Source organism: Acrocarpospora corrugata (genome assembly GCF_009687845.1).
In the GTDB taxonomy this organism is placed as follows: domain Bacteria; phylum Actinomycetota; class Actinomycetes; order Streptosporangiales; family Streptosporangiaceae; genus Acrocarpospora; species Acrocarpospora corrugata.
Map to the genome: position 1 here is coordinate 1 of NZ_BLAD01000094.1, position 23514 is coordinate 23514.

At 66.4% G+C, this 23514-nt stretch carries 26 protein-coding genes and 1 tRNA gene; 17 read left to right on the forward strand and 10 right to left on the reverse strand.

Going from position 1 to position 23514, the window contains the following annotated elements; genetic code table 11:
• A partial coding sequence (locus Acor_RS35550; RefSeq protein ID WP_155341166.1) for a tetratricopeptide repeat protein occupies window positions 1-689 on the forward strand: 689 nt, incomplete at its 5' end.
• Window positions 690-912: 223 nt separating this feature from the next.
• On the opposite strand, the gene Acor_RS35555 is transcribed toward Acor_RS35550, so the two are convergent.
• Window positions 913-1638, reverse strand: coding sequence for an XRE family transcriptional regulator (locus Acor_RS35555; protein ID WP_155341167.1), 726 nt, complete (start codon window positions 1636-1638; stop codon window positions 913-915).
• 160 nt (window positions 1639-1798) lie between these two features.
• Between Acor_RS35555 and Acor_RS35560 the strand changes: the two genes are divergently transcribed.
• The 3 genes from Acor_RS35560 (at window position 1799) to Acor_RS35570 (ending at window position 3516) form a co-directional block, all read left to right on the forward strand.
• Window positions 1799-2143, forward strand: a complete 345-nt coding sequence (locus Acor_RS35560; protein WP_155341168.1) for a hypothetical protein — start codon at window positions 1799-1801, stop codon at window positions 2141-2143.
• Window positions 2144-2150: 7 nt separating this feature from the next.
• A complete protein-coding gene (locus tag Acor_RS42495) occupies window positions 2151-2876 on the forward strand; it encodes a GntR family transcriptional regulator (protein ID WP_170317240.1) in 726 nt (241 codons plus the stop codon).
• A gap of 67 nt (window positions 2877-2943) precedes the next feature.
• A complete protein-coding gene (locus Acor_RS35570) occupies window positions 2944-3516 on the forward strand; it encodes an HD domain-containing protein (protein WP_155341169.1) in 573 nt (190 codons plus the stop codon).
• Here the strand turns inward: Acor_RS35570 and Acor_RS35575 are convergent.
• Window positions 3484-3984 carry an NUDIX hydrolase gene (locus Acor_RS35575; RefSeq protein WP_155341170.1) on the reverse strand — a complete coding sequence of 167 codons (501 nt, stop codon included), beginning with the start codon at window positions 3982-3984 and terminating at the stop codon, window positions 3484-3486. The two genes, Acor_RS35570 and Acor_RS35575, sit on opposite strands and share 33 nt — an antisense overlap.
• Before the next feature lie 3 nt (window positions 3985-3987).
• On the reverse strand, window positions 3988-4728 hold the full coding sequence (locus tag Acor_RS35580; RefSeq protein ID WP_155341171.1) for a DUF5919 domain-containing protein: 741 nt from the start codon (window positions 4726-4728) through the stop codon (window positions 3988-3990).
• Between the two features lie 154 nt (window positions 4729-4882).
• Between Acor_RS35580 and Acor_RS35585 the strand changes: the two genes are divergently transcribed.
• Window positions 4883-5098 carry a hypothetical protein gene (locus tag Acor_RS35585; RefSeq protein WP_155341172.1) on the forward strand — a complete coding sequence of 72 codons (216 nt, stop codon included), beginning with the start codon at window positions 4883-4885 and terminating at the stop codon, window positions 5096-5098.
• 177 nt (window positions 5099-5275) lie between these two features.
• Here Acor_RS35585 and Acor_RS35590 read toward each other — a convergent pair whose 3' ends face one another.
• Entirely contained in the window at window positions 5276-5644 is a 369-nt protein-coding gene (locus Acor_RS35590; RefSeq protein WP_155341173.1) for a GntR family transcriptional regulator, read from the reverse strand.
• Window positions 5645-5752: 108 nt separating this feature from the next.
• On the opposite strand from Acor_RS35590, the gene Acor_RS35595 reads away from it, so the two are divergent.
• The 9 genes from Acor_RS35595 (at window position 5753) to Acor_RS35635 (ending at window position 12864) form a co-directional block, all read left to right on the forward strand.
• Window positions 5753-6094, forward strand: a complete 342-nt coding sequence (locus tag Acor_RS35595) for an SCO3933 family regulatory protein (RefSeq protein ID WP_155341174.1) — start codon at window positions 5753-5755, stop codon at window positions 6092-6094.
• Window positions 6087-7412 carry an FtsK/SpoIIIE domain-containing protein gene (locus tag Acor_RS35600; protein ID WP_246239560.1) on the forward strand — a complete coding sequence of 442 codons (1326 nt, stop codon included), beginning with the start codon at window positions 6087-6089 and terminating at the stop codon, window positions 7410-7412. The genes Acor_RS35595 and Acor_RS35600 overlap by 8 nt, the downstream gene beginning before the upstream one ends.
• A gap of 72 nt (window positions 7413-7484) precedes the next feature.
• A complete protein-coding gene (locus Acor_RS35605) occupies window positions 7485-8144 on the forward strand; it encodes a DUF2637 domain-containing protein (protein ID WP_155341176.1) in 660 nt (219 codons plus the stop codon).
• A gap of 20 nt (window positions 8145-8164) precedes the next feature.
• Window positions 8165-8305 (forward strand): hypothetical protein, encoded by a 141-nt coding sequence (locus Acor_RS35610; RefSeq protein ID WP_155341177.1) that lies wholly within the window; start codon window positions 8165-8167, stop codon window positions 8303-8305.
• Window positions 8306-8400: 95 nt separating this feature from the next.
• On the forward strand, window positions 8401-9756 hold the full coding sequence (locus tag Acor_RS35615; protein ID WP_155341178.1) for a replication initiator: 1356 nt from the start codon (window positions 8401-8403) through the stop codon (window positions 9754-9756).
• Window positions 9753-9938, forward strand: coding sequence for a MerR family transcriptional regulator (locus Acor_RS35620; protein ID WP_155341179.1), 186 nt, complete (start codon window positions 9753-9755; stop codon window positions 9936-9938). Before Acor_RS35615 ends, Acor_RS35620 begins: the two co-directional genes overlap by 4 nt.
• A complete protein-coding gene (locus Acor_RS35625; protein ID WP_155341180.1) occupies window positions 9935-10126 on the forward strand; it encodes a helix-turn-helix transcriptional regulator in 192 nt (63 codons plus the stop codon). The genes Acor_RS35620 and Acor_RS35625 overlap by 4 nt, the downstream gene beginning before the upstream one ends.
• Window positions 10123-11493 carry a tyrosine-type recombinase/integrase gene (locus Acor_RS35630; protein ID WP_155341181.1) on the forward strand — a complete coding sequence of 457 codons (1371 nt, stop codon included), beginning with the start codon at window positions 10123-10125 and terminating at the stop codon, window positions 11491-11493. The genes Acor_RS35625 and Acor_RS35630 overlap by 4 nt, the downstream gene beginning before the upstream one ends.
• A 516-nt stretch (window positions 11494-12009) precedes the next feature.
• Entirely contained in the window at window positions 12010-12864 is an 855-nt protein-coding gene (locus Acor_RS35635) for a hypothetical protein (protein WP_155341182.1), read from the forward strand.
• A gap of 528 nt (window positions 12865-13392) precedes the next feature.
• Here Acor_RS35635 and Acor_RS35640 read toward each other — a convergent pair.
• Both Acor_RS35640 and Acor_RS43655 read right to left on the reverse strand, forming a co-directional pair.
• A tRNA-Ser gene (locus tag Acor_RS35640) sits at window positions 13393-13481 on the reverse strand.
• 106 nt (window positions 13482-13587) lie between these two features.
• Window positions 13588-16275 (reverse strand): MinD/ParA family ATP-binding protein, encoded by a 2688-nt coding sequence (locus Acor_RS43655; protein WP_246239563.1) that lies wholly within the window; start codon window positions 16273-16275, stop codon window positions 13588-13590.
• Between the two features lie 115 nt (window positions 16276-16390).
• On the opposite strand from Acor_RS43655, the gene Acor_RS35650 reads away from it, so the two are divergent.
• Both Acor_RS35650 and Acor_RS35655 read left to right on the forward strand, forming a co-directional pair.
• Entirely contained in the window at window positions 16391-17338 is a 948-nt protein-coding gene (locus tag Acor_RS35650; protein WP_155341183.1) for an NAD(P)H-quinone oxidoreductase, read from the forward strand.
• Between the two features lie 5 nt (window positions 17339-17343).
• The gene (locus Acor_RS35655; protein ID WP_155341184.1) at window positions 17344-17865 is read left to right on the forward strand and encodes a bacterial proteasome activator family protein; all 522 of its coding nucleotides are present in this window, start codon (window positions 17344-17346) and stop codon (window positions 17863-17865) included.
• A 32-nt stretch (window positions 17866-17897) separates the two neighbouring features.
• Here Acor_RS35655 and Acor_RS35660 read toward each other — a convergent pair whose 3' ends face one another.
• The gene (locus Acor_RS35660; RefSeq protein ID WP_155341185.1) at window positions 17898-18728 is read right to left on the reverse strand and encodes an HAD family hydrolase; all 831 of its coding nucleotides are present in this window, start codon (window positions 18726-18728) and stop codon (window positions 17898-17900) included.
• Between the two features lie 241 nt (window positions 18729-18969).
• Here Acor_RS35660 and Acor_RS35665 point away from each other — a divergent pair, with 241 nt between their 5' ends.
• Window positions 18970-19173, forward strand: coding sequence for a cold-shock protein (locus Acor_RS35665; RefSeq protein ID WP_155341186.1), 204 nt, complete (start codon window positions 18970-18972; stop codon window positions 19171-19173).
• Between the two features lie 167 nt (window positions 19174-19340).
• Here the strand turns inward: Acor_RS35665 and serS are convergent, their stop codons facing one another.
• From serS to pheA, 3 genes are all read right to left on the reverse strand, one after another.
• Window positions 19341-20603, reverse strand: coding sequence for a serine--tRNA ligase (gene serS / locus Acor_RS35670; RefSeq protein WP_155341187.1), 1263 nt, complete (start codon window positions 20601-20603; stop codon window positions 19341-19343).
• Between the two features lie 182 nt (window positions 20604-20785).
• Complete coding sequence (locus Acor_RS35675; RefSeq protein ID WP_155341188.1) at window positions 20786-22390, reverse strand: peroxidase family protein; 1605 nt, start codon at window positions 22388-22390, stop codon at window positions 20786-20788.
• A gap of 164 nt (window positions 22391-22554) precedes the next feature.
• Entirely contained in the window at window positions 22555-23475 is a 921-nt protein-coding gene (gene pheA / locus Acor_RS35680) for a prephenate dehydratase (RefSeq protein WP_155341189.1), read from the reverse strand.
• Between the last annotated feature and the right edge of the window lie 39 nt (window positions 23476-23514).

The window sequence follows — 23514 nt, forward strand, 5'->3', positions numbered from 1 at the left end:
GATACGACTGGGCGATCGCCTCACGCGGACGGACGTACCTGGCTATGGAGCGGTACGAGGAGGCGCTGGCCGATTTCACCACCGCCATCGACCTCGACCCCGACGATCCATCCTTCCGTCACTTTCGAGCAATGATAGGGAGCGAAGAAACCACCAATAAAGATCGATATCAGTGGGTGGCCAGTATGGAGGGGGGCTTATCCGAGGCCAGTTCCCTAGCCCGACTCGCGGCGGACTGGCTTATATCGGAAGGCATAATCACCACAGAAAGAAGTGCCACTGGCGCCTACTTGCCCGATGGCCAATATGCGATGGAGCAGAGTGCCGGCTCGCAGCCTGCGAATACTCGTCGGATTATGGTACATCAGAAATGGATTGTTTGCTATCCAATGAAAGCTGACATGCTGATCTGTCCGAGCTGCGGAAACGGAGTGCCCTTACTGAAGGATGGGCTACCTACACGGGCATGGAGTAAGATCGCCGAACTCGCTGATAATTGGGGCGAGGGCAATACACTCTGGCGAGAGTGCGCGCACTGCAGTCACCGAGCCCAACTGCATGAATGGCAATTTGATCCACCCTGGGCTTTCTGCCAATTCGCTCTTTGTCTGTGGAACTGGGAACCAGCGGATCTCGCATTTATTGACCGACTGTCAACGCACCTTGGCTGTCGTCTCGCCCTTATCTGATCGCACCGGGTTAGTTCACATCTGGCGAGCTGAGAAAGCTGATGAGCCTCTCGTGAGTCGGCTCCTGGCGGCCCCATCAAGTCCAGCGAGGAGGACGACTCGGCGCGTGGGCGGTGCGGGCCGTGACCGGCCGAAGAGCCGCAGCGCGGCCCGCGACCGCCCGACGCGGGCCGGACGCCGCAGGCGGGCCGGCCTTGATTCAGTACAGAGAAGTTTCTTTGGATCATGTTCCGGGTTCGGCGTCTGCCCAGGTGCGTTCGAAGCTGGCCAGGTAGACGTGGGCGCTGCCGTCCTGGTGGCCGGTGCGGAGGTGGATGACGGGGGCGTCGGCTGCGGGGGTGCCGTAGATGTGGGCGTTGACGAGGAGTTGGTCGTCGGCGCGGTAGATGGAGTTGTAGAGGACGGTGCGGTGGAACCGGAACTCGATCCCTGTGAGGCCGCGTAGGGGCTGGTAGAGGGTGATGGCGTTGCGGATTCTCGCGGTCATGGTGTGGGGGCCGATGTGTTCTTCGGTTCCGCGGGCGGCGACTTCGGGGCTTTCGGGGTTGCCGAGCAGGATGCGTACCCGGGTGCCGGTGTCGGCTTGGTGGGCGATGAGGCGGAGGAGTCCGGCGTCTTCGGCGAGGAACAGGCTGCTGTAGGCGAGGATGCCGATCTCGTGGCCGGCGGATTGGAACAGGTTTCGCCAGACGGTGTGGGGGACGGCCCAGCGGTGCGGGTAGATGGCGAGGACTTCGTCGGAGATGTGCTGGTGGGGTGGGGTGATCTGGGGCCAGAGGTGGGTTTCGTCGAGGTTGAGGAGTTCGGCGATGGCCCAGCGGTGGCGGGGGTAGGGGATGCGGCCTTTGAGCCAGCGTTCGACGGTTTTGGGGTCGACGGCCAGGGCTGCGGCGAGGTCGACGGGTTGCAGGCGGGCTCGGTTGAGGGCGTAGCGCAGGTTGTCGCTCACGGGCACCTCTCCGGGGGCGTGGGCTGTGGCTGCGACGCTAACACAAGAAGTCCCTAGACGTCCCTCAGTCGTGGTGGGAAGGTCTCGGCCGCCGTCAGAGGCTCGACCAGCACAGGGGCGTACCGGACCCCCTGGCTGATCGAAAGGGAAGCCACCGCCGATGAATCAGATCCTCGAACAGCAACGCGCGTACGAGCGCAGGCAGCTCACCGCGTTAGGCGAAGAACTGACGGCCCGAGGCATCACCACCGTCCTGCTGGTCGACCAGAACCAGCGTCTGGCGCTGGACGTCGTCGACTCCAAGTTCCGTACCCGCCGGATCCACGTCCACTTGTCGTTCTGGTGGTTCTACTGGGGCGACCAGGCCGACGAGCGGGTCTCATGCCTGCGGCTGCGGAAAGCCGCCCTTTTCGTGGAGGCGGCTGCGCAAGCCGGGTGGCGCGACGGGGAACAGGCGGACCTGATCGTCGACCTCAGGAAGATCGCCGATGCCTACCACTCCTGATCCGGACATGGGCAATTCCGTCCAGGGGCGAGGCTTGCTGAGCAGCTGGCGAGTGTACCCCAAAATCGCCGCCCGACTCCGGGCTCGGATCGCATCCGGCGAGTACGCGCCCGGGGAGTTGCTGCCCGCTGAGGGGGCATTGTGCGAGGAGTTTGGGATCTCGCGAAACACGGTGCGGCGGGCTCTTGCCGACGTCGAAGCGGAGGGCCTGGTGATCACCATTCCGTCCAAGGGACGGATGGTCCGGGTACCCGATCAGCTGACGCGTGAGCCGTATCTGTACATGGCTCTGGCGAAAGCGCTGCGGGAGGAGATCACGACGGGCGTGCTGGCGCCGGGGGCGGCGATGCCGAGTGAGGATGCGTTGCAGCGCCGGTTCAACGTGTCGCGGGCCACGACTCGTTCGGCGGTTCAGCTGTTGCAGCGCGAGGGTGTGGTCGTGATCGGACACGGTAAGCGGCGATTCGTCGCCGAACGACCTGACTCCCGCCGCGATCGGCTACCCCGCGAGCCGCGCCTGTACCGGGCCGTCGCGAGCACCTTGCGGCAGGAGATCGCCGCGGGCGTGCCGGCGCCGGGTATGGCCATGCCAAGTAACGCCGCGATACAGCGCCGGTTCGGAGTCTCCTGGACGACGGCACGCTCAGCGTTGCGGACGTTGCAGCGCGAGGACCTGATCACGGTCGGCACCGGCAACCGGTGGTTCGTACGTCAGCCTGACGTGCACAGTTAGGACGTCCTGGGACGTCCAGGTGTGCGGTCTAGGTGGCGTGTGGGGTGGCGTGTCTATCGTGAGCGCCATGGGATACCTCGTATGGGCTCGTGAGCTGGCGCAAAAGGTGTTGGAGCGGCCGTTGCCGCGACGGTGGGAGCACTCGCAGGGGGTCGGGCGGCGGGCTGAGGCGCTCGCCCCGATCCTCGGCAAGGACGCCGACATTCTGGCCGCCTCGGCGTGGCTGCATGACATCGGGTACGCGCCGGATCTGATCGACACCGGATTCCATCCGATCGACGGGGGCCGCTACTTGCGGGATGTGCACGGCGCCGACGAGCTGCTGTGCCGTCTGGTGGCCCATCACACCTGCGCCGAGATCGAGGCCGATGAACGCGGGCTGCTCGACATTCTCACCGCCGAGTTCCCGAAACAGCGCGGGGACCTGGTCGAGGCGCTGACCTTCTGCGACATGACCACCAGCCCGGACGGTCTTCCGCTGACCGTGACCGAACGGCTGGCCGAGATCCGCGCCCGGTACGGGCCTGAGGACGCGGTCACCTGGACGATCAACCGGGCCGAGCCGTGCATTCTGTCGGCGGTCCGCGCGGTGGAGTCCCGGCTCACTTCAGCCAACGTGGGGCTGGGCTGCCCGGCCTGAATACCGGGCCTGCTGCTGGTCGAGGTAGTGGCCGATGCGCAGACGCATCGAACGATCCATCCTCAGCGCGCCGACCTGGTCACGCGGCACCCAGCGGACCTGGGTTGATTCGCTGCTGGGGGTCGGCTCGCCGGCCACGGCGACTGCGGTCACGACGATGGAGAACTCCTGCCGCGCTTCGCCGTTGCTGGTGTAGAGGATCACGTGGCGGGGATCGGTGTAGGTACCGACCAGCCCGGTGATCTCACACTCGATGCCGGTCTCCTCCAGGGTTTCCCGGACGGCTGCCGCGGGGAGTGACTCGCCGAGATCGATGGCGCCGCCGGGGACGGCCCAGTTGCCGTTGTCGCTGCGGCAGATCATCAAGATGTCGCCGGCCGCGTCGGTCACCACGACGTTCACGGAGGGGACGAGGCTGTTGGGTGCGGGTGCGTCCGGGTCGTCGTAGAAGTCGATCCGCTGGCCCATAGTTCAGGACTCTACCGAGATTGCCTGGGACCACACCCGCTCGAAGCTTTCGACATAGGTCGTCACCATGTCCCCGCCGGCCACCCGCCGCAGATGCAGGACGGGAGCGTTGGCGGCCGGAGCGCCGTAGACGTGGGTGTTGACGAGCAGCTGATCATCGGCCCGGTAGATCGAGTTGTACAGGACCGTGCTGTGCAGCCGGATCTGCACAGCGTCCAGGGCACGGATCGGCTTGTAGAGCACCAGCGCGTTCTTCACCTTGGCCGCCATGCCCTCGTCGATTCCCTCATCGGCGCCGCGCCGGGCGACCTCCGGGCTGGCGGGGTTGCCGAGCAGGATGCGCACCCGCACGCCCGCCTCGGCCCGTTCGCCGAGAACCCGGACCATGCCCGCGTCCTCGGCCAGGAACATGCCGCTGTAGACGAGCACCCCGATCTCGTCCTTGGCCGCCGAGAACAGACGTCCCCATATGTCCCTCGGGACGGTCCAGCGGTGCGGATACACCGAGACGATCTCGCTTTCGGAGGCTGAGGCCACCTGCTCGCGGGTGAGGGCTTCGGGCCACAGGTAGGACTCCTCCATTCCCAGATGGGAGGAGACCGCGTACCTGTGCTTTCGGTACGGCGCCCGGCCTTTGGTGATCCACCGCTCAACGGTCTTGGGGTCCACCTCGATGGCCGCCGCCAGGTCCGCGACGCTCACCCCGCGCTCCAGCAGCGCCGCGCGCAGTCGCTCGTTCGCCATCTCACCTGCCCGTTCGGGACATCGGGGGACGTGGCCATCGTAAACCGGACGTCTTGAACACGTCCGGTCATGCAGTGATCTCGTCCTTACTGTTCGCCGCACTCTCGATAGCGCCAAGCCAAAGCAACACCGGCCGAAAGGAGAGTGAGTGATCATGACAGACACGATCGCCCAACCCCAGGACGAATCGCCCACCTGCATCTGCGGGGCGCTCCTGGCCGACGGGCAGCAGTTCTGCCGCAAGTGCGCCGCCCGGCAGCGGTGGATCCGGCGTCAGAACGCCCGGCTGCGCGCCGACCGGCGGCGCGGCGAGACCCGCCGGCCCCCGAGGAACCCGCACCGCATGAGCGCGCTGGGAGCGACTCGATGACCTGGCTGCCGCTGATCATCGCGCTGATCCTGGCTATCGCTGTCGCGGTCGGCTACGTCGTGGTAGTGATCGGGATGCGCCGGGAGGACAACCGGCGTCACCTCCCGGCGAGTGCCCCGGGCCTTTCCGCGGGGCTGGCCCGCTGGGTGACCGGCTGCCATGTCCGCGACGACCGCCTTACCCGCGAGCCTTCCGAGCGGGCGCCTGCTCGGGCGTATGCAACACCGCTTCCACCTGTTCCAGGCGTCGGGTCAAGTCCTGTACGGCATTGCGCAGAGCGGTGACCTCGGCTCGCAGGTCCCCATCCTGTGCAAGCTGGTCGTCCTCCCGGACGAACACGCCCTTGCCCTGCTGGCCGACGACAAGACCCTCGTTGCGCAAGATCCCCATCGCCATCTTCACCACCGACAACGAGGCGTCGAACTGCTCGGCCAGCTGGGCGGTGGACGGCAGCGGCTCTCCGGGCGCGAGAAATCCGCCGCGAATCCGCTCCCGCAGTTCATCGGCGATCTGAAGGTATCCGGGCCGGCCCGTCTTCTTGACCATCGCCCCTCATCTCACCACGAGAGAGCAACCAAGCCAACCACGAGCACATTGACAGCCAAGCCAACTAGGTTAACTATGTTGGCTATGTGAGCAGAGGAGGTTTACGACATGCGGACCATTCCGATTCCCGTCGATGCGGCCAAGCTCGTCTTCACCTGCGTGAAGGCCCCACACCCCCGCGTCCTCAACCGCGACACCGGAGAGCTCAAGCTCGACAAGACCGGCCAGGCCATCTACGAAACCGTCCTGTCGGTCGAAGACGACTTCGGCCGCATCGAACTCGTCAAGATCGGCACCTCCGGCGATCCCGGCGTCACCGCCGGATCGGAAGTCACCCCGATCGACATGATCGGTTATGTCTGGGAGACCTCCGGCCGATGGGGCATCTCCTACCGCGCCGCATCCTTCCAGCCCGCTCATGCCGCGCCGGTGGACGACGACCGTGCCTGACACCCTGCCGGAACTACTCGCCTTACCCGCAGCCCTGGCCGCCGTCGCGGCCGGGCTCTGGGCCTGGCGCCACTTCCACCCCGTCTCGTTCTGGTACGTCCTGGCCTACCCGCTCACCGCAATCGGCATCCGCGCCAGCTGGCGCAAAGTCGCCCTCGGCTGCGGCCTCACCAAGAAACGCCAGCGCTTCTGGTGGACCATCACCCCGGCCGCGCTCGTCTCCACCGGCACCGTGAAAGTCCGCCGCACCTTCCGCCGCGTCGCCGTCGACACCAAACCGTGGATGTGGCTCCCCCTCCCCACCCGGTACGGCTGGCGCGTCACCCTCCGCCTCCTGGAAGGCCAGATCCCCGCCGACTACTCCGAGGCCGCCGAACGCCTCGCCCACTCCTGGGGAGTCCACGCCGTCCGGGTCTCCTCCGACAAGCCCGGACGGATCCGCCTCAACGTCACCATCCATGACCCGCTCATCCGAGTCGACCAGATCCCGCCCTCGCCCGACCTGCTCAAGGTCACGGTCGGACGGCTGGAAACCGGCGGCGCATGGCTGATCGACTTCACCACCGTCCCGCACTGGATCAACGCCGGAGCGACCCAATCGGGAAAGTCCAACCTCGCCAACGCCCTGCTGGTCGGTCTTGCGCCTCAACCGGTTGCGCTGGTCGGGTTCGACCTCAAGGGCGGTGTTGAGTTCACCCCGTACACGCCGCGCCTGTCGGCGCTGGCCACCTCCCGAAGCGAATGCAGTGACCTGCTGGCCGACCTGATCGCCCTCATGATCGGCCGCATGGGCCAGTGCCGGACCGCCGGCGCCCGCAACATCTGGCAACTCCCGCCTGCTGATCGGCCGGTCCCCATCGTGGTCCTGGTCGACGAGCTGGCCGAGCTGTACCTGATGGCCGACAAGAGCGAGAAAGACGAGATCGCCCGCATCTCCACCGCGCTCCTGCGCATCGCCCAACTCGGCCGCGCCTTCGGCATCTACCTGTTCTGCTCCGGCCAGCGCATCAGCTCCGAACTCGGCCCTGGCGTCACCGCCCTGCGCGCTCAATGCTCCGGGCGCATCTGCCACCGGGTCAACGATCCCGAGACCGCCACCATGACCCTCGGTGACCTCGACCCGTCCGCCTTGGACTCCGCCCGCGCCATCCCCGCCGAGAAGCCCGGAGTCGCCATCGTCGCCCATCAAGACGGCCAGTGGTATCGCGCCCGCTCCTTCTACATCCCGGAGAAGACCGCCGAACAAGCTGCGCACGCCTACGCCCACCTCACCCCGGACTGGGCCGACATCTGCGCCGAAACCAAGATCCCCGCCTGACCCATCACGAAGGGAGGTAGCCCCTGATGCGCACCATGTCCGCCTGGCTGATCGACACCGGCCAGCCCCGTCCTGGTCCTGGCGCTCATCGCCGGTACGGGCTCCTTCACCCACATCCGCGACACCGCCACCGAACACGGCCAAGCCGGCTGGATGGCCTGGGCCGTAGCCGTCTGCATCGACCTCACCTGTGTCATGGCCGCCCGCGAACGCCAACGCGACAAGAAGACCCGCCGCACGCGGCAGGGCTGGATCTCCTGGCCCACCCTCGTCCTGGTCGCCGGCATCGTCCTGTCCCTGGCCGCCAACCTCCACCAAGCCGAACCCACCCCCTGGGGATGGCTCACCGCGGCCACCCCAGCGGGCGCGTTCCTGATCGCCGTCTCCATACTCGAACGCCGCACCACCAGCCCACAGCCCGAACCGTCCTCAGCATCCGACCTGATCCCGACACCTAAGGACGTGACCGCTGAGACCACCGGCCTATCCGTCCTCGGCCCGTCCCCGGCGCCCGTCCTCGTCCCCACCGTCCCCACCGTCCAGGACGGCCAGGACGACCGGTCGGCCCCGGCGTCCTCCCTGCTCGACTACGCCCGCCGAGTAGCCGAGGAACACCACGCCCGGCACGGCAAACCCATCACCCGCGACATGCTCCGCACCCGCCTCGGCGTGTCCAACAAACTCGCCTCCGACCTCCTCCGTGACATCCGCGCCCACCCAGAACCCGCCTGACCAGAGAAAGGAGGACACCCGTGAACAACTCAGAACCGACTGAAGTCGACGAACTCCCCGAGATCGAGCCCAAGCGCTGGCAGTGCTGCCACTGCGGCGGAACCGGCTCGGACTCCTACGGCGACACCTGCCGCCACTGTGACGGGCTCGGCAACTGCTGACCCGTCAACGCCTCCGGCCTGGCCGCACATCCGCCAAGACACACGCCAGGTCGGAGGCCCTCCCTCACCCGAACGAGCGAAAGGAGGAACCTATCTTGCCCACAATCACGACCAATGCGCACGCGATCAGCGGCACGATCACCCGACTCAACCACCCCGGCTACCAGCGATGGGCCGATCAGATCAGGCGTGCCGGCGGCTGTCGACAGCCCATTCACCTGCGCGGCAAGATCGAGCACCGCGACCGCCTGACTGGCGCACTGCTGCACCGCTACAGCACCTACCTGGAACCAGACGGTGTCCTGCGCCTTCCGTGTAAGACCCGCCGCGCCTCCCGCTGCCCGGCCTGCGCAGAGATCTACCGCGCCGACACCTACCACCTCATCCGCGCCGGCCTCGTCGGCGGCAAGGGTGTCCCCACCTCGGTAACCTCGCACCCCTGTCTGTTCCTCACGCTCACCGCGCCTTCCTTCGGCGTGGTCCACACGCGTTTGAACCGGAACGGAAAGCTGCTCCCCTGCCACGCCCGCCGGAACCCGATCATCTGCACCCACGGGCAGGTCATGAGCTGCACCGCTCGACACGGATCCGACGAGCAACTCCTTGGCGAACCGTTGTGCGCTCTTTGCTACGACTACTCCGGATCCGTTCTGTTCAACGCCTACGCGCCACTGCTGTGGAAGCGCTTCACCGACGCTCTACGGCGGAATCTTGCCAAACGTTGCGGCCTCACGCTCAAGGGCCTGAGGGAACAACTGGTCGTCTCCTTCGCCAAGGTCGCCGAATACCAACGGCGCGGTCTCGTCCATTTCCACGCCATCGTGCGTCTGGATGGCCCGAACGGTCCCCAATCGGCTCCACCAGCGTGGGCGACCATCGAGTTACTCGGACTAGCTCTCCAGCACGCCGCAAGCGTCGTCCAGGCAACCGTTCCGGCCTACGGCGACCATCCGGATCGCGTGCTGCGCTGGGGCAACCAACTCGATATCCGCCCGATCACCTTGAATGGTGAACTCACCGAACAGGCGGTCGCGGGGTACGTCGCAAAATATGCCGTCAAGGGCGCCGAGAGTATCGGCATCCTCGACTGTCGCATTCTGCCGACTACCGATCTAGCCGCTCTCCCCGTGCGTGAGCACGCCCGCCAACTCATCGCCGCGTGCGTGCGCCTCGGCGCCCTCGATGAACTGGCCGACCTTCGCCTGATCCAGTGGGCACACATGCTCGGGTTCCGCGGCCACTTCTCCACCCGCTCCCGCCACTACTCGGTAACCATCACCGACATCCGGGCCGGCCGCGCCACCCACGCCCGCCGAAACGACATCACCACCGACCGACTCCCGCTCTTCCCAGAGGACACCCCTCGGATCGTCGCCACCTGGCGCTACGTCGGACGCGGTCTCTCCCTCGGTGACGCCCTCATTGCCGACAGCCTGGGCGGTGCCCGATGACTGGTCTCTTGCTGACCGTCGCTGAAGCCGCCGAGGCGTTGGCGATCCCGCCCGACAAGCTCGGCGAGCTCCTCGCCTCGGGCGCCGTTGATTCCATCCGCACCGACGGGGGCCGCCGCATCCCGATCGACTCCCTTCACCTCTACCTCCTCCGCCTGGCCTGCACGGAGGGCGCCGTATGAGGCGAAACGACGAACTCCTCACCGTGCCGCAGATCCTCGACGAACTCGGCGGCGTCTCCCGCCGGACGTTTTACCGCTGGCGCGAACTCGGCCACGCGCCGCGCGGCCTGAAGCTGCCCAACGGTGAGATCCGCGTATACCGCAGCGAACTCGCCTCCTGGCTCGACTCCCTGCGGGAGGTGTCATGAACCTCTCGTACGACGTCAAGCTGTGGGAGATCAAGCGCAACCAGTCGAGTAAGGCACCGTCCTATGTGGTGCGCTGGGCAGTTGGGCGCAAGGAGAAGTCCCGGAGCTTTCGCACCAAGGCCCTGGCCGAAAGCTTCTTGTCCGACCTCCGCCAGGCCGCCAAGCGGGGCGAAGCCTTCGACGTCGGCACCTGCCTGCCCCTGTCGATGCTCCAGGCCAAGAAGTCCACGAACTTCTACACGTTCGCTCTCGCGTACGTGGACATGAAGTGGCCCCACGCAGCGGCGAAGACCCGCGACAGCATGACTGACGCCCTGTCCACGGTCATCCCCGCGCTCGTCGACCAGGACGCGACCGACCGGCCCGACGCGGGGGTGATGCGCTCGGCTCTGCGTCAGTACGCCCTGTCGCCAGCAACCCGCGACGTGCCCCAACCGCCGGAGATCAAGGAGGCCCTTACCTGGCTCGACAAGCGCTCACTACCGATCGAGCAGTTGGCCAAGCCGCGCTTGGTCCGCCTCGGCTTGGACGCGCTGACGCTCCGCCTCGACGGCACCGCCGCCGCAGCAACCACGATCGCCCGCAAGCGCTCGGTCTTCTACAACACCCTGCAATACGCCGTCGACCTCGAAGAATTGCCGTCCAACCCGATCGACAAGGTCAAGGCGTGGAAGCCCCCGAAAGTTCGTGAGGTCGTCGACCGCCGCGTCGTCGTCAACCCCCGGCAGGCCAGCGAACTGCTGAACGCGGTCACCTATGTCGGCCTCGTCAAGCGTGGACGCCACCTCAAAGCGTTCTTCGCCTGTCTCTACTACGCCGGCCTGCGCCCGGCCGAGGCCCTTGCCCTCCGTGAAAGTGACTGCGAACTGCCCGAGTCGGGATGGGGCCTACTGCTCCTTGCGAAGTCCAAGCCTCAGTCCAACAAGCGCTGGACCGACTCCGGCGACGGTCATGACGACCGAGGCTTGAAGCACCGCGCGGAAGACGAGGGCCGGCCGGTCCCCATCCCTCCTCTACTTGTGGCCATCCTGCGTGACCACATCAAAGAGTTCGGCGTCAACGACGACGGCCGCCTGTTCCGGACCCTGCGGGGCGGGATCATCTCGATCGGAACCTACTGCGAGGCATGGAAAGCGGCACGTAACTTCGCGCTGACGCCCGATCAGGTCGCCTCTCCGATGGCCGCCCGACCGTACGATCTCCGGCACGCCGCCGTCAGCCTCTGGCTCAACGCCGGTGTGGCCCCACCCGACATCGCCGACCGCGCCGGGCACAGCGTCGATGTCCTGTTGAAGGTCTACGCGAAGTGCATCGACGGCGGCACCGACATAGCCAATCGTCGTATCGGCTCAGCTCTCGACGAGTGATCGATGACGCCAACTAGGCCCCGTTGACTCCATCCGGTCGCGGGCCTTCGTCATATCAGAACCGTCGGTCATGGCGTGTGGCGTATGCCACCCTCTATAAGGTCCGCCGTAACCCTATACAGACAAGCGCCTATCTCGCCCTCGGCTCGACGATAGGAACATCGGGCTGACGGTCATGCCAGGCCAATCCCCTGAGCCCGCCGTACCCCATCAGGGCACACCAGGGCAATTGCGTTGATTCCCCAACGCCCCGACATTGGTTGATCTATTGTTCTACCGCTCCCGAAGCCTTACGGGAGATCCATGCGAAATGGTCGGAGTTCCGGGACGCGGCCATTTGGCACGGCCATGTTCTTATACGACATTCCCGGAGGGTGAGTAATGCATCGGCCCAAACCACGCAGTAAGGCGCGAAAGTCCGGCGCTCGGCCAGAAGGGCAACGCCCCCCGGACCTGCAAGGGTGGAGACGGTGGATCCGAAGCCCGGGTGCCTGGTCCCTCGCCATCCTGGCGCCAATGATCGTGGCTCTGGGGATCGTCGTACTTCAGGGCGCAGGCGGCCAAGTGGTCGACGTGCCAGCTGCTAAGGATGACGTCCGTCGGGCGATAGGTCCGGATCAGGAGGCCATTCGCTTGACGCTAAGTTCGGTCACAGAAACCGGGCCCCTCCAGGTGGTCACTCCACGGGGAACTGGGCTGACCGAACCTCAGCGACGGTTCGTGCAAAAATTCTCCTACGAGGAGATGGCCCCCGGCGGAGTGAGTCTTCACGACATCCATGCAGATTTCCTGGCCACCGGGGCGGCCAGCCTGGATCAGCAGTTCATATCCATCAAGCTTGAGGGTCGCCGCAATCAGAAGATTTTCATCGACAACATCCGCCCTGTCGATGTGCTGCGCACCGCCCCCTGGGCCGGAACATTGGTCAACGTTAGAGACCAGTCCGGCGGAGAGACAAAGCAGATGGTCATCGATTTCGACGATGTCGATCCCATCACCCGCATGCCCGGTGCCGACGATCTCGAAGATGACGCACCGCCCGGCGGACCGTATTTCCAGCACAAAACGCTGACCCTCACGGATGGCACCGAAGATACCGTGATCATCAAAGCGATCACCGCGCAATGGGGAGTGACCTTCCGGATCCGGATCGACTACCGTGTGGGCGGCAAAGCCGAGCATCGGATTGTTGATAACAACGGTCGTCCTTTCGCCCTCACAGCGATGAACTGCACCAAGCCATCGATCGCCAAGCAGTGGGTCTTGGGCCGAATCTCATACGAGGCCGTATGGGAGCATCAAGGTTCGATGATTCGTTCACCTCATCCCAACCGCCATCCCGTCAACTACCCAGAGTGCGGTCAGGACTAGGACTGTCCTCCTGTCTCCAGACCTAAGAAACACTGGACGGTCGAATCACCCAAGAGCAGCAATCGCAGTTGACCACAGGCGCAAGATCGACAGGCGCCAGCACCCGTAGGGGGATCATCCCTGCTTGTCTCATGATCACCTGGTGGCGGCTTGGCTGGACCCAGGCTGAGGAGTAACAACGGTCCCGGTCTCGACCTCAGCACCGGGGCCACCGATGAACATCGCCCGTCAACTGCGTCAGCAGGCTGCGCCATCCAGCACGCCGGAGTATCCGATGGCCCTGGGCGGAGCCCTGGGCCGCCGATCGCCCCCAGCCTGAGCGGGACATCAGCCACCGCAAGGCGATCGTAGGGAGATGCGTATGCGGACCTAATGACCTGGGGAAACACCACCAAGATCATCCCGTGAATATCCCGTGATCAACGACATGGAGCCGCTCACGACGGCCCACGGCTGCATATCCGGGAAATGATCACTAGCCCACCCGCCACTCATCCGGCCAGGTCAGACCACGTTTTCCAAGCTAAGCGGAGAGCGTGGGATTCGAACCCACGAGACCGGTCACCCGGCCTAGCGGTTTTCAAGACCGCCGCCATCGTCCACTAGGCGAGCTCTCCTGGTGTTGCGTCTGGAGTGCACTTTAGTGGGTCGCTGGGTGGGGGCGCGACTGAGTAGGCGGTCTCTCCCGCTTCTGAGGGGTTGCGAAGCGGGAGAGAGTGGTCGTCAGAGCTGGTCGGGGATTTCGGAGTAGCGGCGTTCGGTGAAGGACTGGGGGCCCGCGAAGCCGTCGCCGACTGAGGCGGCCAGTTTGAGGAAGGCTGTTTGGGTGGCTTCCTGCATGCGGTCGAGGTCGATTTCGGCGCCTTCTTCCAGGTGCGGGTCGTACGGCACGCGGATGACGGCGCGGCAGCGGGCCGCGAAGTGGGCTTCCAGGCGGTTGAGGTCGACGGTGGACTTGGAGCGGGGGCGGACGCTGCACAGGACGACTGAGGCTGCTTTGACCAGGTCTGCGTAGTGGTGGGCTTCCAGCCAGTCGAGGGTGGCCGAGGCGGCTCGGGCGCCGTCTACCGAGGGGGAGCTGACCAGGACGAGTTGGTCGGCCAGGCCCAGGACGCCGGACATGGCGGAGTGGAGGAGGCCGGTGCCGCAGTCGGTGATGCAGATCGAGTAGAAGTTTTCCAGGACCTGGGAGACCGCTTGGTAGTCGGACGCGGAGAAGGCTTCGGAGACCGAGGGGTCGCGGTCGGAGCCGAGGATTTCCAGGCGTGACTGGGTCTGGGAGGTGAAGGCGCGGATGTCGACGTAGCGACGGATCTGGCCGCGTTCGTTGAGAAGGTCGCGGATGGTGGCGGAGGTCTCGAGTTCGACCTTGTCGGAGAGCGTTCCACGGTCGGGGTTGGCGTCAACGGCGATGACTCGGTCGCCGCGGACCTGGGCCAGGGTGGCGCCCAGGCCGACTGTGGTGGTGGTTTTGCCTACGCCGCCCTTGAGGCTGAGTACGGCTACGCGGTGGTGACCGGCGGCGACGGGAGTCCGAGCGCGCGCGATCAGGTCGCGGCGGCGGCGGACGTCGGAGGATTCGCCGGGCTTGATGATGCCGGCGGAGGCCTTGTAGATCAGGCGGCGCCAGCCGTTTTCTGGGGCGTTGCGCCGGCCCTTGAGCAGGCTGAGCGGATCGAGGCTGTCGGCGCTGGGCTTCCCACCCGAGCGGGATGACGAGGTACGCGACGACGTGCCGAACGCGGAACTCGGCGGCGCGGCGGCCTGGCGGCGGCGAGCCTGGTACGGCTCCCGGTCCTTGTCGCCCGGATCCCGGTCGAATGCCGGCCGGTCGGCGAGATCCTCCCGGAGGGAACCGCCGAAGCGGTTCTCGTCGTTTCCGGCGAGGCCGAAGGCACCGCTGTCGCGTAAGTCGCGATGTTCGCCGGTGTCCCGGCCTTCCTGGCCGGCGTGCCTGTCACGAGTGTCACGGTTGTCCCGCTTGTCGCGGCCGTCGCCTGAGCGCGGTTCGCGAAGGTCGCGGCCTTCGCGGAGGTCGCGGGGTTCCGGGAAATTGCCGGTGCCGCCTGAATCGCGAAGGTCACGCGGGTCGGGAAAGTTGCCCGTGTTGCCGGAATCGCGCTGGTCGCGCTCTCCGCGGCCATCACGAGAGCCGAGGGCGTCATCGCGGGCAAAGGGGTCATTCCGGGTTCCGGCCGAACCGCCGCCCTTGGTGCCGAACGCGTCGTCCTTCGCGCCGAAGGAGCCGTCCTTCGTCCCGAACGGGGACTCAGCAGCGCCGAAGGAGCTGTCCCTGGACCCGAACGGCGTGTCTCGGACACCGAACGGGTTGTCCTTCGTGCTGAAAGGACCAGTATCGAAACTGTCTTGCGCGTCCTTCGTCCCGAACGCACCGCTCTGGCCGAATGAACTGTCCTGCGACCCGTCCTTGGACCCGAACCCGCCGCCCTGACCGAACGAACTGTCCTGAGATCCATCCTTGGACCCAAAACCACCGCTCTGACCGAACGGATTGTCTTCCTTCGAGCCGAAGCCACCGCTCTGCCCAAATGGACTGTCCTGCGACCCGTCTTTGGACCCGAAGCCACCGCTCTGGCCGAACGCGCTGTCCTGCGAGCCATCCTTGGACCGCAAGCCACCGCTCTGGCCGAACGAACTGTCCTGCGACCCGCTCGACCCGTCCTTCGTACCAAACGAAGCATCCTGCCGGAACGGCCCCGAAGGCGACCCGTCCTCTACCCCGAACGGATTGTCCTTCCCGAATGGGCGGTCCTGAGTGCCGTAAGCACCCTCCTGCCCCCCAAACGACCCGTCCTGCCCCGATCCGCCGTCCCGAGTCCCGAACTTCCCACCGAAGCGCTCAGTGGCATGCTCGTCCCGCCCAGCGCCGAAACGCTCGATCGGGATCGGTCCAGTGAAACGTTCGGACTCGCCGGGCTCGGGGTCGGCCACCGGCAGGGCCGGCTCCAGCCACCCGCGAACGGGCTCGTCGCCGGCATCCTGATCGCCGGTGAACGTCCGCCCGTCCGAGCCGCCGAAAGCCCCGACGTTGTACGAGTCCGTATCAACCGGCGACTCCGCGAACGCGCCCCTACCGACACCGAACGGCCCGGAGGGCGGGTTGGTGGGGGCGTCGTCGTCCGAAGCCAGCGGGTCGTCGGTGGCCGTACCGGATCGGAACAGCTGGCCGGAGGCGGGCTCGGATGGGACCGAGGCCCACGGGTCCTTGGGGTAGGGCGAAGCCTCTTCCGGCGGCGCGGGCGCAGGGCCGACGGGCGCGGAACCCGCCAAGGAGGACGCGGTGACAGCGCTTACCGCAATGTCTACCTCGTCGGGCATCTCCTTGATCGCGTCAAGCCAGGCCAGCTGGTCTTCGAGAGAATGGGGATCCTCACGATCGTGTCTTGCCACCGTGTTTCCCCCTCGGGATGGGCTAAAGGGGCAGCAACCACCTTGAAGGTTAGCGCCCCGTAACACAACGAACGTGACCAACCGTCGAGTTCGCCGCTCCGTTACTTTAGGTGACATGCGAGCAATCATGATTTCGGCCCCCGGCGGACCGGATGTACTCACCTGGCAGGAAGTGCCGGATCCGGTGCCCGGGCGGGGTGAAGTGGTCGTTGACGTGGTCGCTTCCGCGGTCAACCGGGCGGACCTGTTGCAGCGGCAGGGGTTCTATCCGCCGCCGAAGGGCGCCTCCGAGATTCCGGGCATGGAGTGTTCCGGGATCATCTCCGAGCTCGGGCCGGGGGTGGACGGTCTGCGCGTCGGGGACGAGGTGACCGCGCTACTGGCCGGCGGCGGGTACGCGGAGCGGGTGGCCGTGCCGTGGCAGCAGATCATGCCCGCGCCGGTCGAGCTCGCCGACGCGGCCTCGCTGCCGGAGGTGGCCTGCACGGTCTGGGCCAACGTTTTCATGACCGCGCGGCTGCGCAAGGGCGAGACCCTTCTGATCCACGGCGGCGCGAGCGGCATCGGCACGATGGCCATCCAACTCGCGAAGGCGTACGGCTCGCGCGTCATCGTCACCGCGGGGTCGGCGGAGAAGATCGCGCGCTGTCTGGAGCTCGGTGCGGATGAAGGAATCAACTACCGAGAGGAGGACTTTTCTACCCGAAGGGCAGACGTGATTCTCGACATTATTGGTGCGAAATACCTCAAACAGAACGTGGACGCGCTCAACACCGGCGGGCGGCTCGTGGTGATCGGGATGCAGGGCGGGGCGGTCGGGGAGCTCGATCTCGGCAAGCTGCTCGGCAAGCGGGCGTCGGTCAGCGCGGCGGGGCTGCGGGGGCGGCCGGTGGATGAGAAAGGGGTGATCTGCCGGGGTGTGGCGGACAACGTGTGGCCGCTGTTGCAGGCCGGTGCGATCAAGCCGGTGATCCACGCGCGGATCCCGATGGAGCACGCCGCGGATGCGCATCGCATGCTCGAAGACGGGGACCACGTCGGGAAGATCCTGCTAGTAAGTTGAGAGCTATGAACGCTGAGGAAAGCACCCCGCACGTGGTGGTCGTGGGTCCTGAGGGACTTTCGCTCGGTGGGGACAAGGGGCAACCCGAAGAGCGATCCATCGCCGACCTGGTCGAACAGCCGGCGAAGGTGATGCGTATCGGCAGCATGATCCGCCAGTTGCTGGAAGAAGTTCGCGCGGCGCCCCTGGACGTGCCGAGCCGCAAACGGCTCAAGGAGATCCACTCCAGCTCCATCAAGGAGCTGGAGGACGGGCTCGCGCCGGAACTCGTGGACGAGCTGGAGCGGCTCTCCCTGCCGTTCACCGATGACGAGAAGGGCGAACCGCCGAGCGAGGCGGAGCTGCGGGTCGCGCATGCCCAGCTCGTGGGGTGGCTGGAAGGGCTGTTCCACGGCATCCAGACCACTTTGTTCGCGCAGCAGATGGCGGCGCGGGCGCAGCTCGAGCAGATGCGCCGCGCCCTGCCGGGCGGTCTAACGCCTGGTCAGGACGACCACGGGCAGCGCTCGTCGGGTCCTTACCTGTAGGTCCAAGGGCGCCGGGCATCCGGCGCCCTTCTCTAAAGCCGGTACAGCTCCTCCAGGATCATCGCCACCCCGTCGTCGTTGTTCGTCGTGGTGATGTGGTCGACCGCGGCCAGAACGTCGGGGTGCGCGTTGGCGACCGCGTACGAGGTTCCCGCCCAGGTCAGCATGGGAAGATCGTTGGGCATGTCGCCGAATGCGACCACTTCTTCCGCTTTGATCTGGTTTCGGGTCGCCAGGCTGGCCAATGCGGTCGCCTTCGTGATGCCGTGCGCGCTCATCTCCATCAAGGCCCGCCCGCTCGAATGGGTCGCAGTTACCAAATCCCCCACAAGCGCCTTAACACGGGCATAAAGCTCGTCTGGTCCCATCGATGGATGGAGTGCGAGCAATTTCGCGCACGGCTGAGAGATCAGTGTGACCGGCTCGACGCGCTTGCCGCCGACGCCGTCCGCGTCCCAGCGGCCCAATCGAAACGTCGATTCGTGTGCGAATCCGCCCTCGTACTCCACCGCGAACGTTAATTCGGGTATCTCGAATCGCAGGCGCCGTACCGTCTCGGCCAGGGTGGGCTGGTCGATCAGGTGGGACTCGACGATGGTCTCGGTGTGCAGGTCGTAGACGAGTGCGCCGTTCGCGCAGATGGCCAGGCCGCGGTGGCGGAGTACGCCGGCGACCAGGTGCATCCAGCGAGGTGGGCGGCCGGTGACGAAGACCAGGGTGGAGCCGGCCTCCTCGACGGTGGCGAAGGCGGCGGCGGTGCGGGGGGAGATGGTCCCGTCGGAGCGCAGGGCGGTGCCGTCCAGGTCTGTTGCGATCAGACGAGGAAGGCGGGATGGGCGATGCTGGAGATGCGGACTGGCCATAACAGGTTCCAGTTTGCACTGTGATGCGCGCGCGCCGTACATGGGGATGTCAGGAGAGGAATTCTCCCCCGGACATGGAACACCCCGGGTCCGCCATAGTGTTAGATGGCATCGCGTTGTATTAGCTGTTCCCGCAAGCGCGAAACCAGTTCGACTGATATGAGCCACCCGGGGAGCTGTGCGACACATCGGGGTGCGCGAGGTGCGTACCCCAGGATTCACTTCCTTAGGGAGAGCGTTAATGGCTCAGGGAACCGTCAAGTGGTTCAACGCTGAAAAGGGCTTCGGCTTCATCGCCCCGGACGGCGGCGCGCCGGACGTGTTCGTCCACTTCTCCGCGATCTCCGGCAACGGCTACCGCAACCTTGAAGACGGTCAGCGTGTGGAGTTCGAGGTCACCGATGGCCCCAAGGGGCCGCAGGCGTCGCAGGTGCGCGCCCTCTAGAAACCGATATTTCGTATAATTCCGGGTTTTGTCGGACGCGACCGGGTGGGGAGTTGTGCCACTCGGTCGCCAGGACAGGGCCTCGGATGGCGGAATCTCGTTCTAGACCACTGACACACTGAAGGCGGGTCCCCCACCAGGGGGCCCGCCTTCGGCGTAACAAAGACCTACTTGAGCGGTTCCAGCACGTCGAGTCCCACATACGGCCGTAGCGCCTTCGGCACGACGACCGACCCATCCGCCTGCTGGTGGTTCTCCAGGATCGCCACAATCCATCGTGTGGTCGCCAGGGTGCCGTTCAGCGTCGCCACGTGCTGCGGCCGCCCGTCATCGTCCCGGTAGCGGACTTTCAGGCGGCGTGCCTGGAACTGCGTGCAGTTGGACGTCGAGGTGAGCTCCCGATACCGCCCCTGCGTCGGAATCCACGCCTCGCAGTCGAACTTCCTGGCCGCGGACATGCCCAGGTCCCCGGCCGCCGTGTCGATCACCCGGTACGGCAGCTCGACCTTGTCCAGCATCTCCTTCTCCCAGGCGAGCAGCCGCCGATGTTCCTCGGTCGACTCCTCCGGGCGGCAGAAGGAGAACATCTCCACCTTGTCGAACTGGTGCACCCGGATGATGCCGCGGGTGTCCTTCCCGTACGACCCGGCCTCGCGCCGGAAGCAGGACGACCAGCCCGCATACCGCGACGGCAGCGAGGTCTGGTCCAGGATCTCGTCCGCGTGGTAGGCCGCGAGCGGGACCTCGGAGGTGCCGACCAGGTAGAGATCGTCCTCGGGCAGCCGGTAGATCTCGCTGTCGTGGGCGATGGTGAACCCGGTGCCCCGCATCGACTCCGGCTTGACCAGCACCGGCGTGATCATCGGCGTGAAACCGACCTCGATGGCCTGCTGCATCGCCATGTTGAGCAGCCCGAGCTGGAGCCGGGCCCCGACGCCGCGCAGGAAGAAGAACCGCGACCCGGAGACCTTGGCGCCGCGTTCCATGTCGATGGCGCCCAGGCGCTCGCCGAGCTCCAGGTGGTCGCGGGGGGTGAAGTCGAACACGCGCGGCGTGCCGACCTCCTCCAGCACCACGTAGTCGTCCTCGCCGCCGTGCGGGGCGCCCTCCTCGACGATGTTGGGCACCTGCATGACCAGTTCGTCGAGTTCGCCGCCGAGCTGCTCGGACGCCGCCTCGGCGGCCTTCACCTGCGCGGCCAGTTCCTTGGCCCGATCGAGCAGCGCCTGCCGCTCGTCCCCGGACGCCTTGGGCACCGACTTGCCGATGCTCTTCTGCTCGGCGCGCAGCGACTCGAACGAGGTCAGCGCGGCACGTCGGCGCTCGTCGAGCGAGAGCAGCGCGTCCACGATCGAGTCGTCCTCGCCACGGGCACGCTGCGACGCCCGCAGCCGGTCGGGGTCATCGCGGAGGGTTCGCAGGTCAATCACGAATCAAAGGCTACCGAGGTACGGCTACCGCCCGCGCCCCTTATGCACACGCGCGCCCGGCGTCGGCGACCGCCCTCCCTCAAGGGGCGCGAGCAGCCGAGTCGCGACTTCAACGACACGCCCTCGCGAGGGGTGGGCGACGGCACACGGGCAACCGAGTCGCGACGCGCACCCCGAGGCCCCTACCCGAGCCGCCGTCGGCGACGCAGGGTCGCGACCGGTTCCGCGTCCACCGGGTCGAGCAGGTCGGCGTTGCCCTCGAAGGCGTACAGCAGGAGGTCGACCATCCGGAACGTGTGCGAGTCGGGACCAAGCGACGGCCGCCAGGACGGATCCCGGATGATGGAGTGCCGGCTGCCCTCGATGCAGCGGTGGAAGACCTCGGCGACGATGCGCGCGCCGACGCCGTCGAGGACGCCGTCGTTGAGTTCGGCCTCGCGCAGGATGTAGAACCACAGCGGGGTGGCGGCCAGCAGGGCGTCCCGTTCCCCGGGCGTGAGGCAGTCGAGCGAGACGCCGCCGTTGCCGTCCAGGATCTGCTCGTCGGTGAGCGGGTGGAAGTCGAAGAGTTCGGCCATCTGCTGGCCGGAGGCGAGTTTGAGCATGTTGGCGCGGATCAGGTTGCGGAACGCCAGGTTGTGCTCGATCTCGGGGACTTCCACGTTCGGGTCGCCGAAGGAGCCTGTCGGCAGGTTGGCGAGCGGGTCGGCCAGCACCGTGTCGATGCGTCTGGCCAGGTTGAAGTCCTGCGGCGGGACGACCAGGTCGTCGCGACCGGCCTCGCCGAAGTCGAACAGGCGGCGGAAGTCGGCCACCCAGCTGCCGGGCAGCGGGTTCTCGGCGGTCAGGAAGCCGCTCGTGCCGGAGAAGGAGAACAGCAGGTCCAGGCTCGCGTCGGTGATCCGCCGCGGGTCGGCGCCGTTGGTGTTGAAGATGCTGTTCCACTCGTAGCTGGACCGGATCATGCTGTGCCCGAGCCGGTAGGCGGCGACGGAGAACTCGACCGGCATCGTCGGCGTGTCCCCGGGCAACGCGCCCTGGTATGCCCCTTCGAAGAACCGCCGCCCGTTGATGAACACGTCGTCCACCACGTCCGGATTGACGATTCTGGGCAGATGGTCGGTGACCAGCATCCACTGGTAGTGCTTGACCACCAGCTCCCGGGCCTTCTCCAGCAGGTACGCCCCGGGGACGCCCGCGTCGGATAGCAGGCCGACCACCCGGTTGTGGAACCGGATGAACGTCAGGTGCAGCTGGGCGACCGCGAGGTTCTCGTCGTTGCGGTGGTCGGGGATGAGGGCGCTGCCCGGTTCGTCCGGTACGGGAGGGCGGCGTGGGAGGTCGAAGCCGTCCCGGCCGTCGAAGCCGGGCGCGGGTGCGGTCTTGCCCATTCGGAGGCGGACGCCATCGGGTTCGAAGAAGCGGGGGCCGCGGCCGTACAGGGAGTCGAGGTCGAGGGCCGGGGAGCGGCCCTGGATGAGCTCGGGGATGGTGACGTCCTCGCCGAGGGCGGCCGCGGTGCGGTCCATGGTGAAGTCGTGGTCGACGAACTGGCCGAGGTAGGTGAAACCCGCGCCGATCCGCCCATCCTGCTGTACGGCCTCCGCCGCGGTCATCGCCCTGGCCAGTTTGGCGCACAGCTCGGGATCGACGACCCGGCCCACCGGGCCCAGCCGGGAGAAGCGGAACCGGCGGACCTCCTCGGTGGTGGAGGGCCGCCGCAGCGAGGATCCCTCGTGCACGCCCTCGCCGACCACATAGAAATCATCGCGTTTGTGCCTGCGCATCGAAGCCACTCCCCCAATTCGCGCCGATGACCAAAGCGACGAATCAGGCAATAACCCGGAAATCCCAGCAGCCATTCTCGTCGCCTTACAGGGCGACGATAAGGATGTTCAACGGCATGTCAAGTCCACCCCATGCCCGGGGCAACGAGTAAAACTCGATAAATCTATACTTGTCCGGCGCGCATTTTTGTCAGCCAGTCCGCGGCTTCGGAGAAATCGCCGTCGCCGGTGCCGGGGCGGATCTGGGTGGGAATCTGGTCGGCTCGGGGGTAGCTGCCCAAGAACCGCAAATCCCCGCAGATACGATGCAATCCGGAAAGGGCCTCGCCGACACGGGCGTCCGCGACGTGCCCTTCGCAGTCGAAGTGGAAGAAATAGCGGCCGATGCCGTCGCCGGTCGGGCGGGATTCGATCCGGCTCAGGTTGATCCCGCGCACCGCGAACTCGCTCAGCATTTCCAGTAGCGCCCCGGCGTGGTCATCCTTCAGAAAAGCCACCATCGACGTGCGATCCGCACCGGTCGGCTCGGGAATCGGCCCACGCGCCGAAACCTGCACGAACCTGGTCACCGTGTCCGTACGGTCACCCACCCCCGACGCCACCTCGGTGAGACCGTAAAGCTCACCCGCGATCGCCGGACTGATCGCCGCGTCATACGGAGACTCCGGGTTGGACACCTCCTGCGCCGCGGCGGCGGTCGACGAGGAGTGGATCACCACGGCCCCGGGCAGCTCGCGCTCGATGAAGTTGCGGCACTGGGTGTGCGCGGCCGGATGCGTCACCAACCGCTTGATCTGCCGCATCTCGGTCCCGGGCCGGACCAGCAGCGAGAACTCGACCGGCAGCAGCACTTCGGCGATGATCAGCAGCGGCTCGCCCCAGGCGAACTCGTCGAGGGTCTGTGTGATCGCGCCCTCCAGCGAGTTCTCCAGCGGCACGACCGCGCCGTCGGCCTCGCCCCGGCGCACGGCGTCGAGTGCGGCGCCGACATTGGCGCACGGCAGGCGCTCAGCGTCGGGCGCCAGGATGCGCAGGGCGGCCTCACAGAAGGTGCCCTCGGGGCCCAGGTACGCGAGCTTTGACATACGACCAGGTTAGCGACTCGCGCAAGTGGCGTATGCGCA

What these genes read in the sequence shown, in the direction of transcription:
- Acor_RS35595 (WP_155341174.1), top strand. Translation starts at nt 5,753, where the DNA reads ATGCGGACCATTCCGATTCCCGTCGATGCGGCCAAGCTCGTCTTCACC.
- Acor_RS35650 (WP_155341183.1), top strand. Translation starts at nt 16,391, where the DNA reads ATGCGAGCAATCATGATTTCGGCCCCCGGCGGACCGGATGTACTCACC.
- Acor_RS35590 (WP_155341173.1), bottom strand. Translation starts at nt 5,644, where the DNA reads ATGGTCAAGAAGACGGGCCGGCCCGGATACCTTCAGATCGCCGATGAA.
- Acor_RS35575 (WP_155341170.1), bottom strand. Translation starts at nt 3,984, where the DNA reads ATGGGCCAGCGGATCGACTTCTACGACGACCCGGACGCACCCGCACCC.
- Acor_RS35580 (WP_155341171.1), bottom strand. Translation starts at nt 4,728, where the DNA reads ATGGCGAACGAGCGACTGCGCGCGGCGCTGCTGGAGCGCGGGGTGAGC.
- Acor_RS35675 (WP_155341188.1), bottom strand. Translation starts at nt 22,390, where the DNA reads ATGCGCAGGCACAAACGCGATGATTTCTATGTGGTCGGCGAGGGCGTG.
- Acor_RS35665 (WP_155341186.1), top strand. Translation starts at nt 18,970, where the DNA reads ATGGCTCAGGGAACCGTCAAGTGGTTCAACGCTGAAAAGGGCTTCGGC.
- Acor_RS35660 (WP_155341185.1), bottom strand. Translation starts at nt 18,728, where the DNA reads ATGGCCAGTCCGCATCTCCAGCATCGCCCATCCCGCCTTCCTCGTCTG.
- Acor_RS35570 (WP_155341169.1), top strand. Translation starts at nt 2,944, where the DNA reads ATGGGATACCTCGTATGGGCTCGTGAGCTGGCGCAAAAGGTGTTGGAG.
- Acor_RS35630 (WP_155341181.1), top strand. Translation starts at nt 10,123, where the DNA reads ATGAACCTCTCGTACGACGTCAAGCTGTGGGAGATCAAGCGCAACCAG.
- Acor_RS35655 (WP_155341184.1), top strand. Translation starts at nt 17,344, where the DNA reads ATGAACGCTGAGGAAAGCACCCCGCACGTGGTGGTCGTGGGTCCTGAG.
- Acor_RS35635 (WP_155341182.1), top strand. Translation starts at nt 12,010, where the DNA reads ATGATCGTGGCTCTGGGGATCGTCGTACTTCAGGGCGCAGGCGGCCAA.
- pheA (WP_155341189.1), bottom strand. Translation starts at nt 23,475, where the DNA reads ATGTCAAAGCTCGCGTACCTGGGCCCCGAGGGCACCTTCTGTGAGGCC.
- Acor_RS35625 (WP_155341180.1), top strand. Translation starts at nt 9,935, where the DNA reads ATGAGGCGAAACGACGAACTCCTCACCGTGCCGCAGATCCTCGACGAA.
- Acor_RS35620 (WP_155341179.1), top strand. Translation starts at nt 9,753, where the DNA reads ATGACTGGTCTCTTGCTGACCGTCGCTGAAGCCGCCGAGGCGTTGGCG.
- Acor_RS35560 (WP_155341168.1), top strand. Translation starts at nt 1,799, where the DNA reads ATGAATCAGATCCTCGAACAGCAACGCGCGTACGAGCGCAGGCAGCTC.
- Acor_RS35585 (WP_155341172.1), top strand. Translation starts at nt 4,883, where the DNA reads ATGACAGACACGATCGCCCAACCCCAGGACGAATCGCCCACCTGCATC.
- Acor_RS42495 (WP_170317240.1), top strand. Translation starts at nt 2,151, where the DNA reads ATGGGCAATTCCGTCCAGGGGCGAGGCTTGCTGAGCAGCTGGCGAGTG.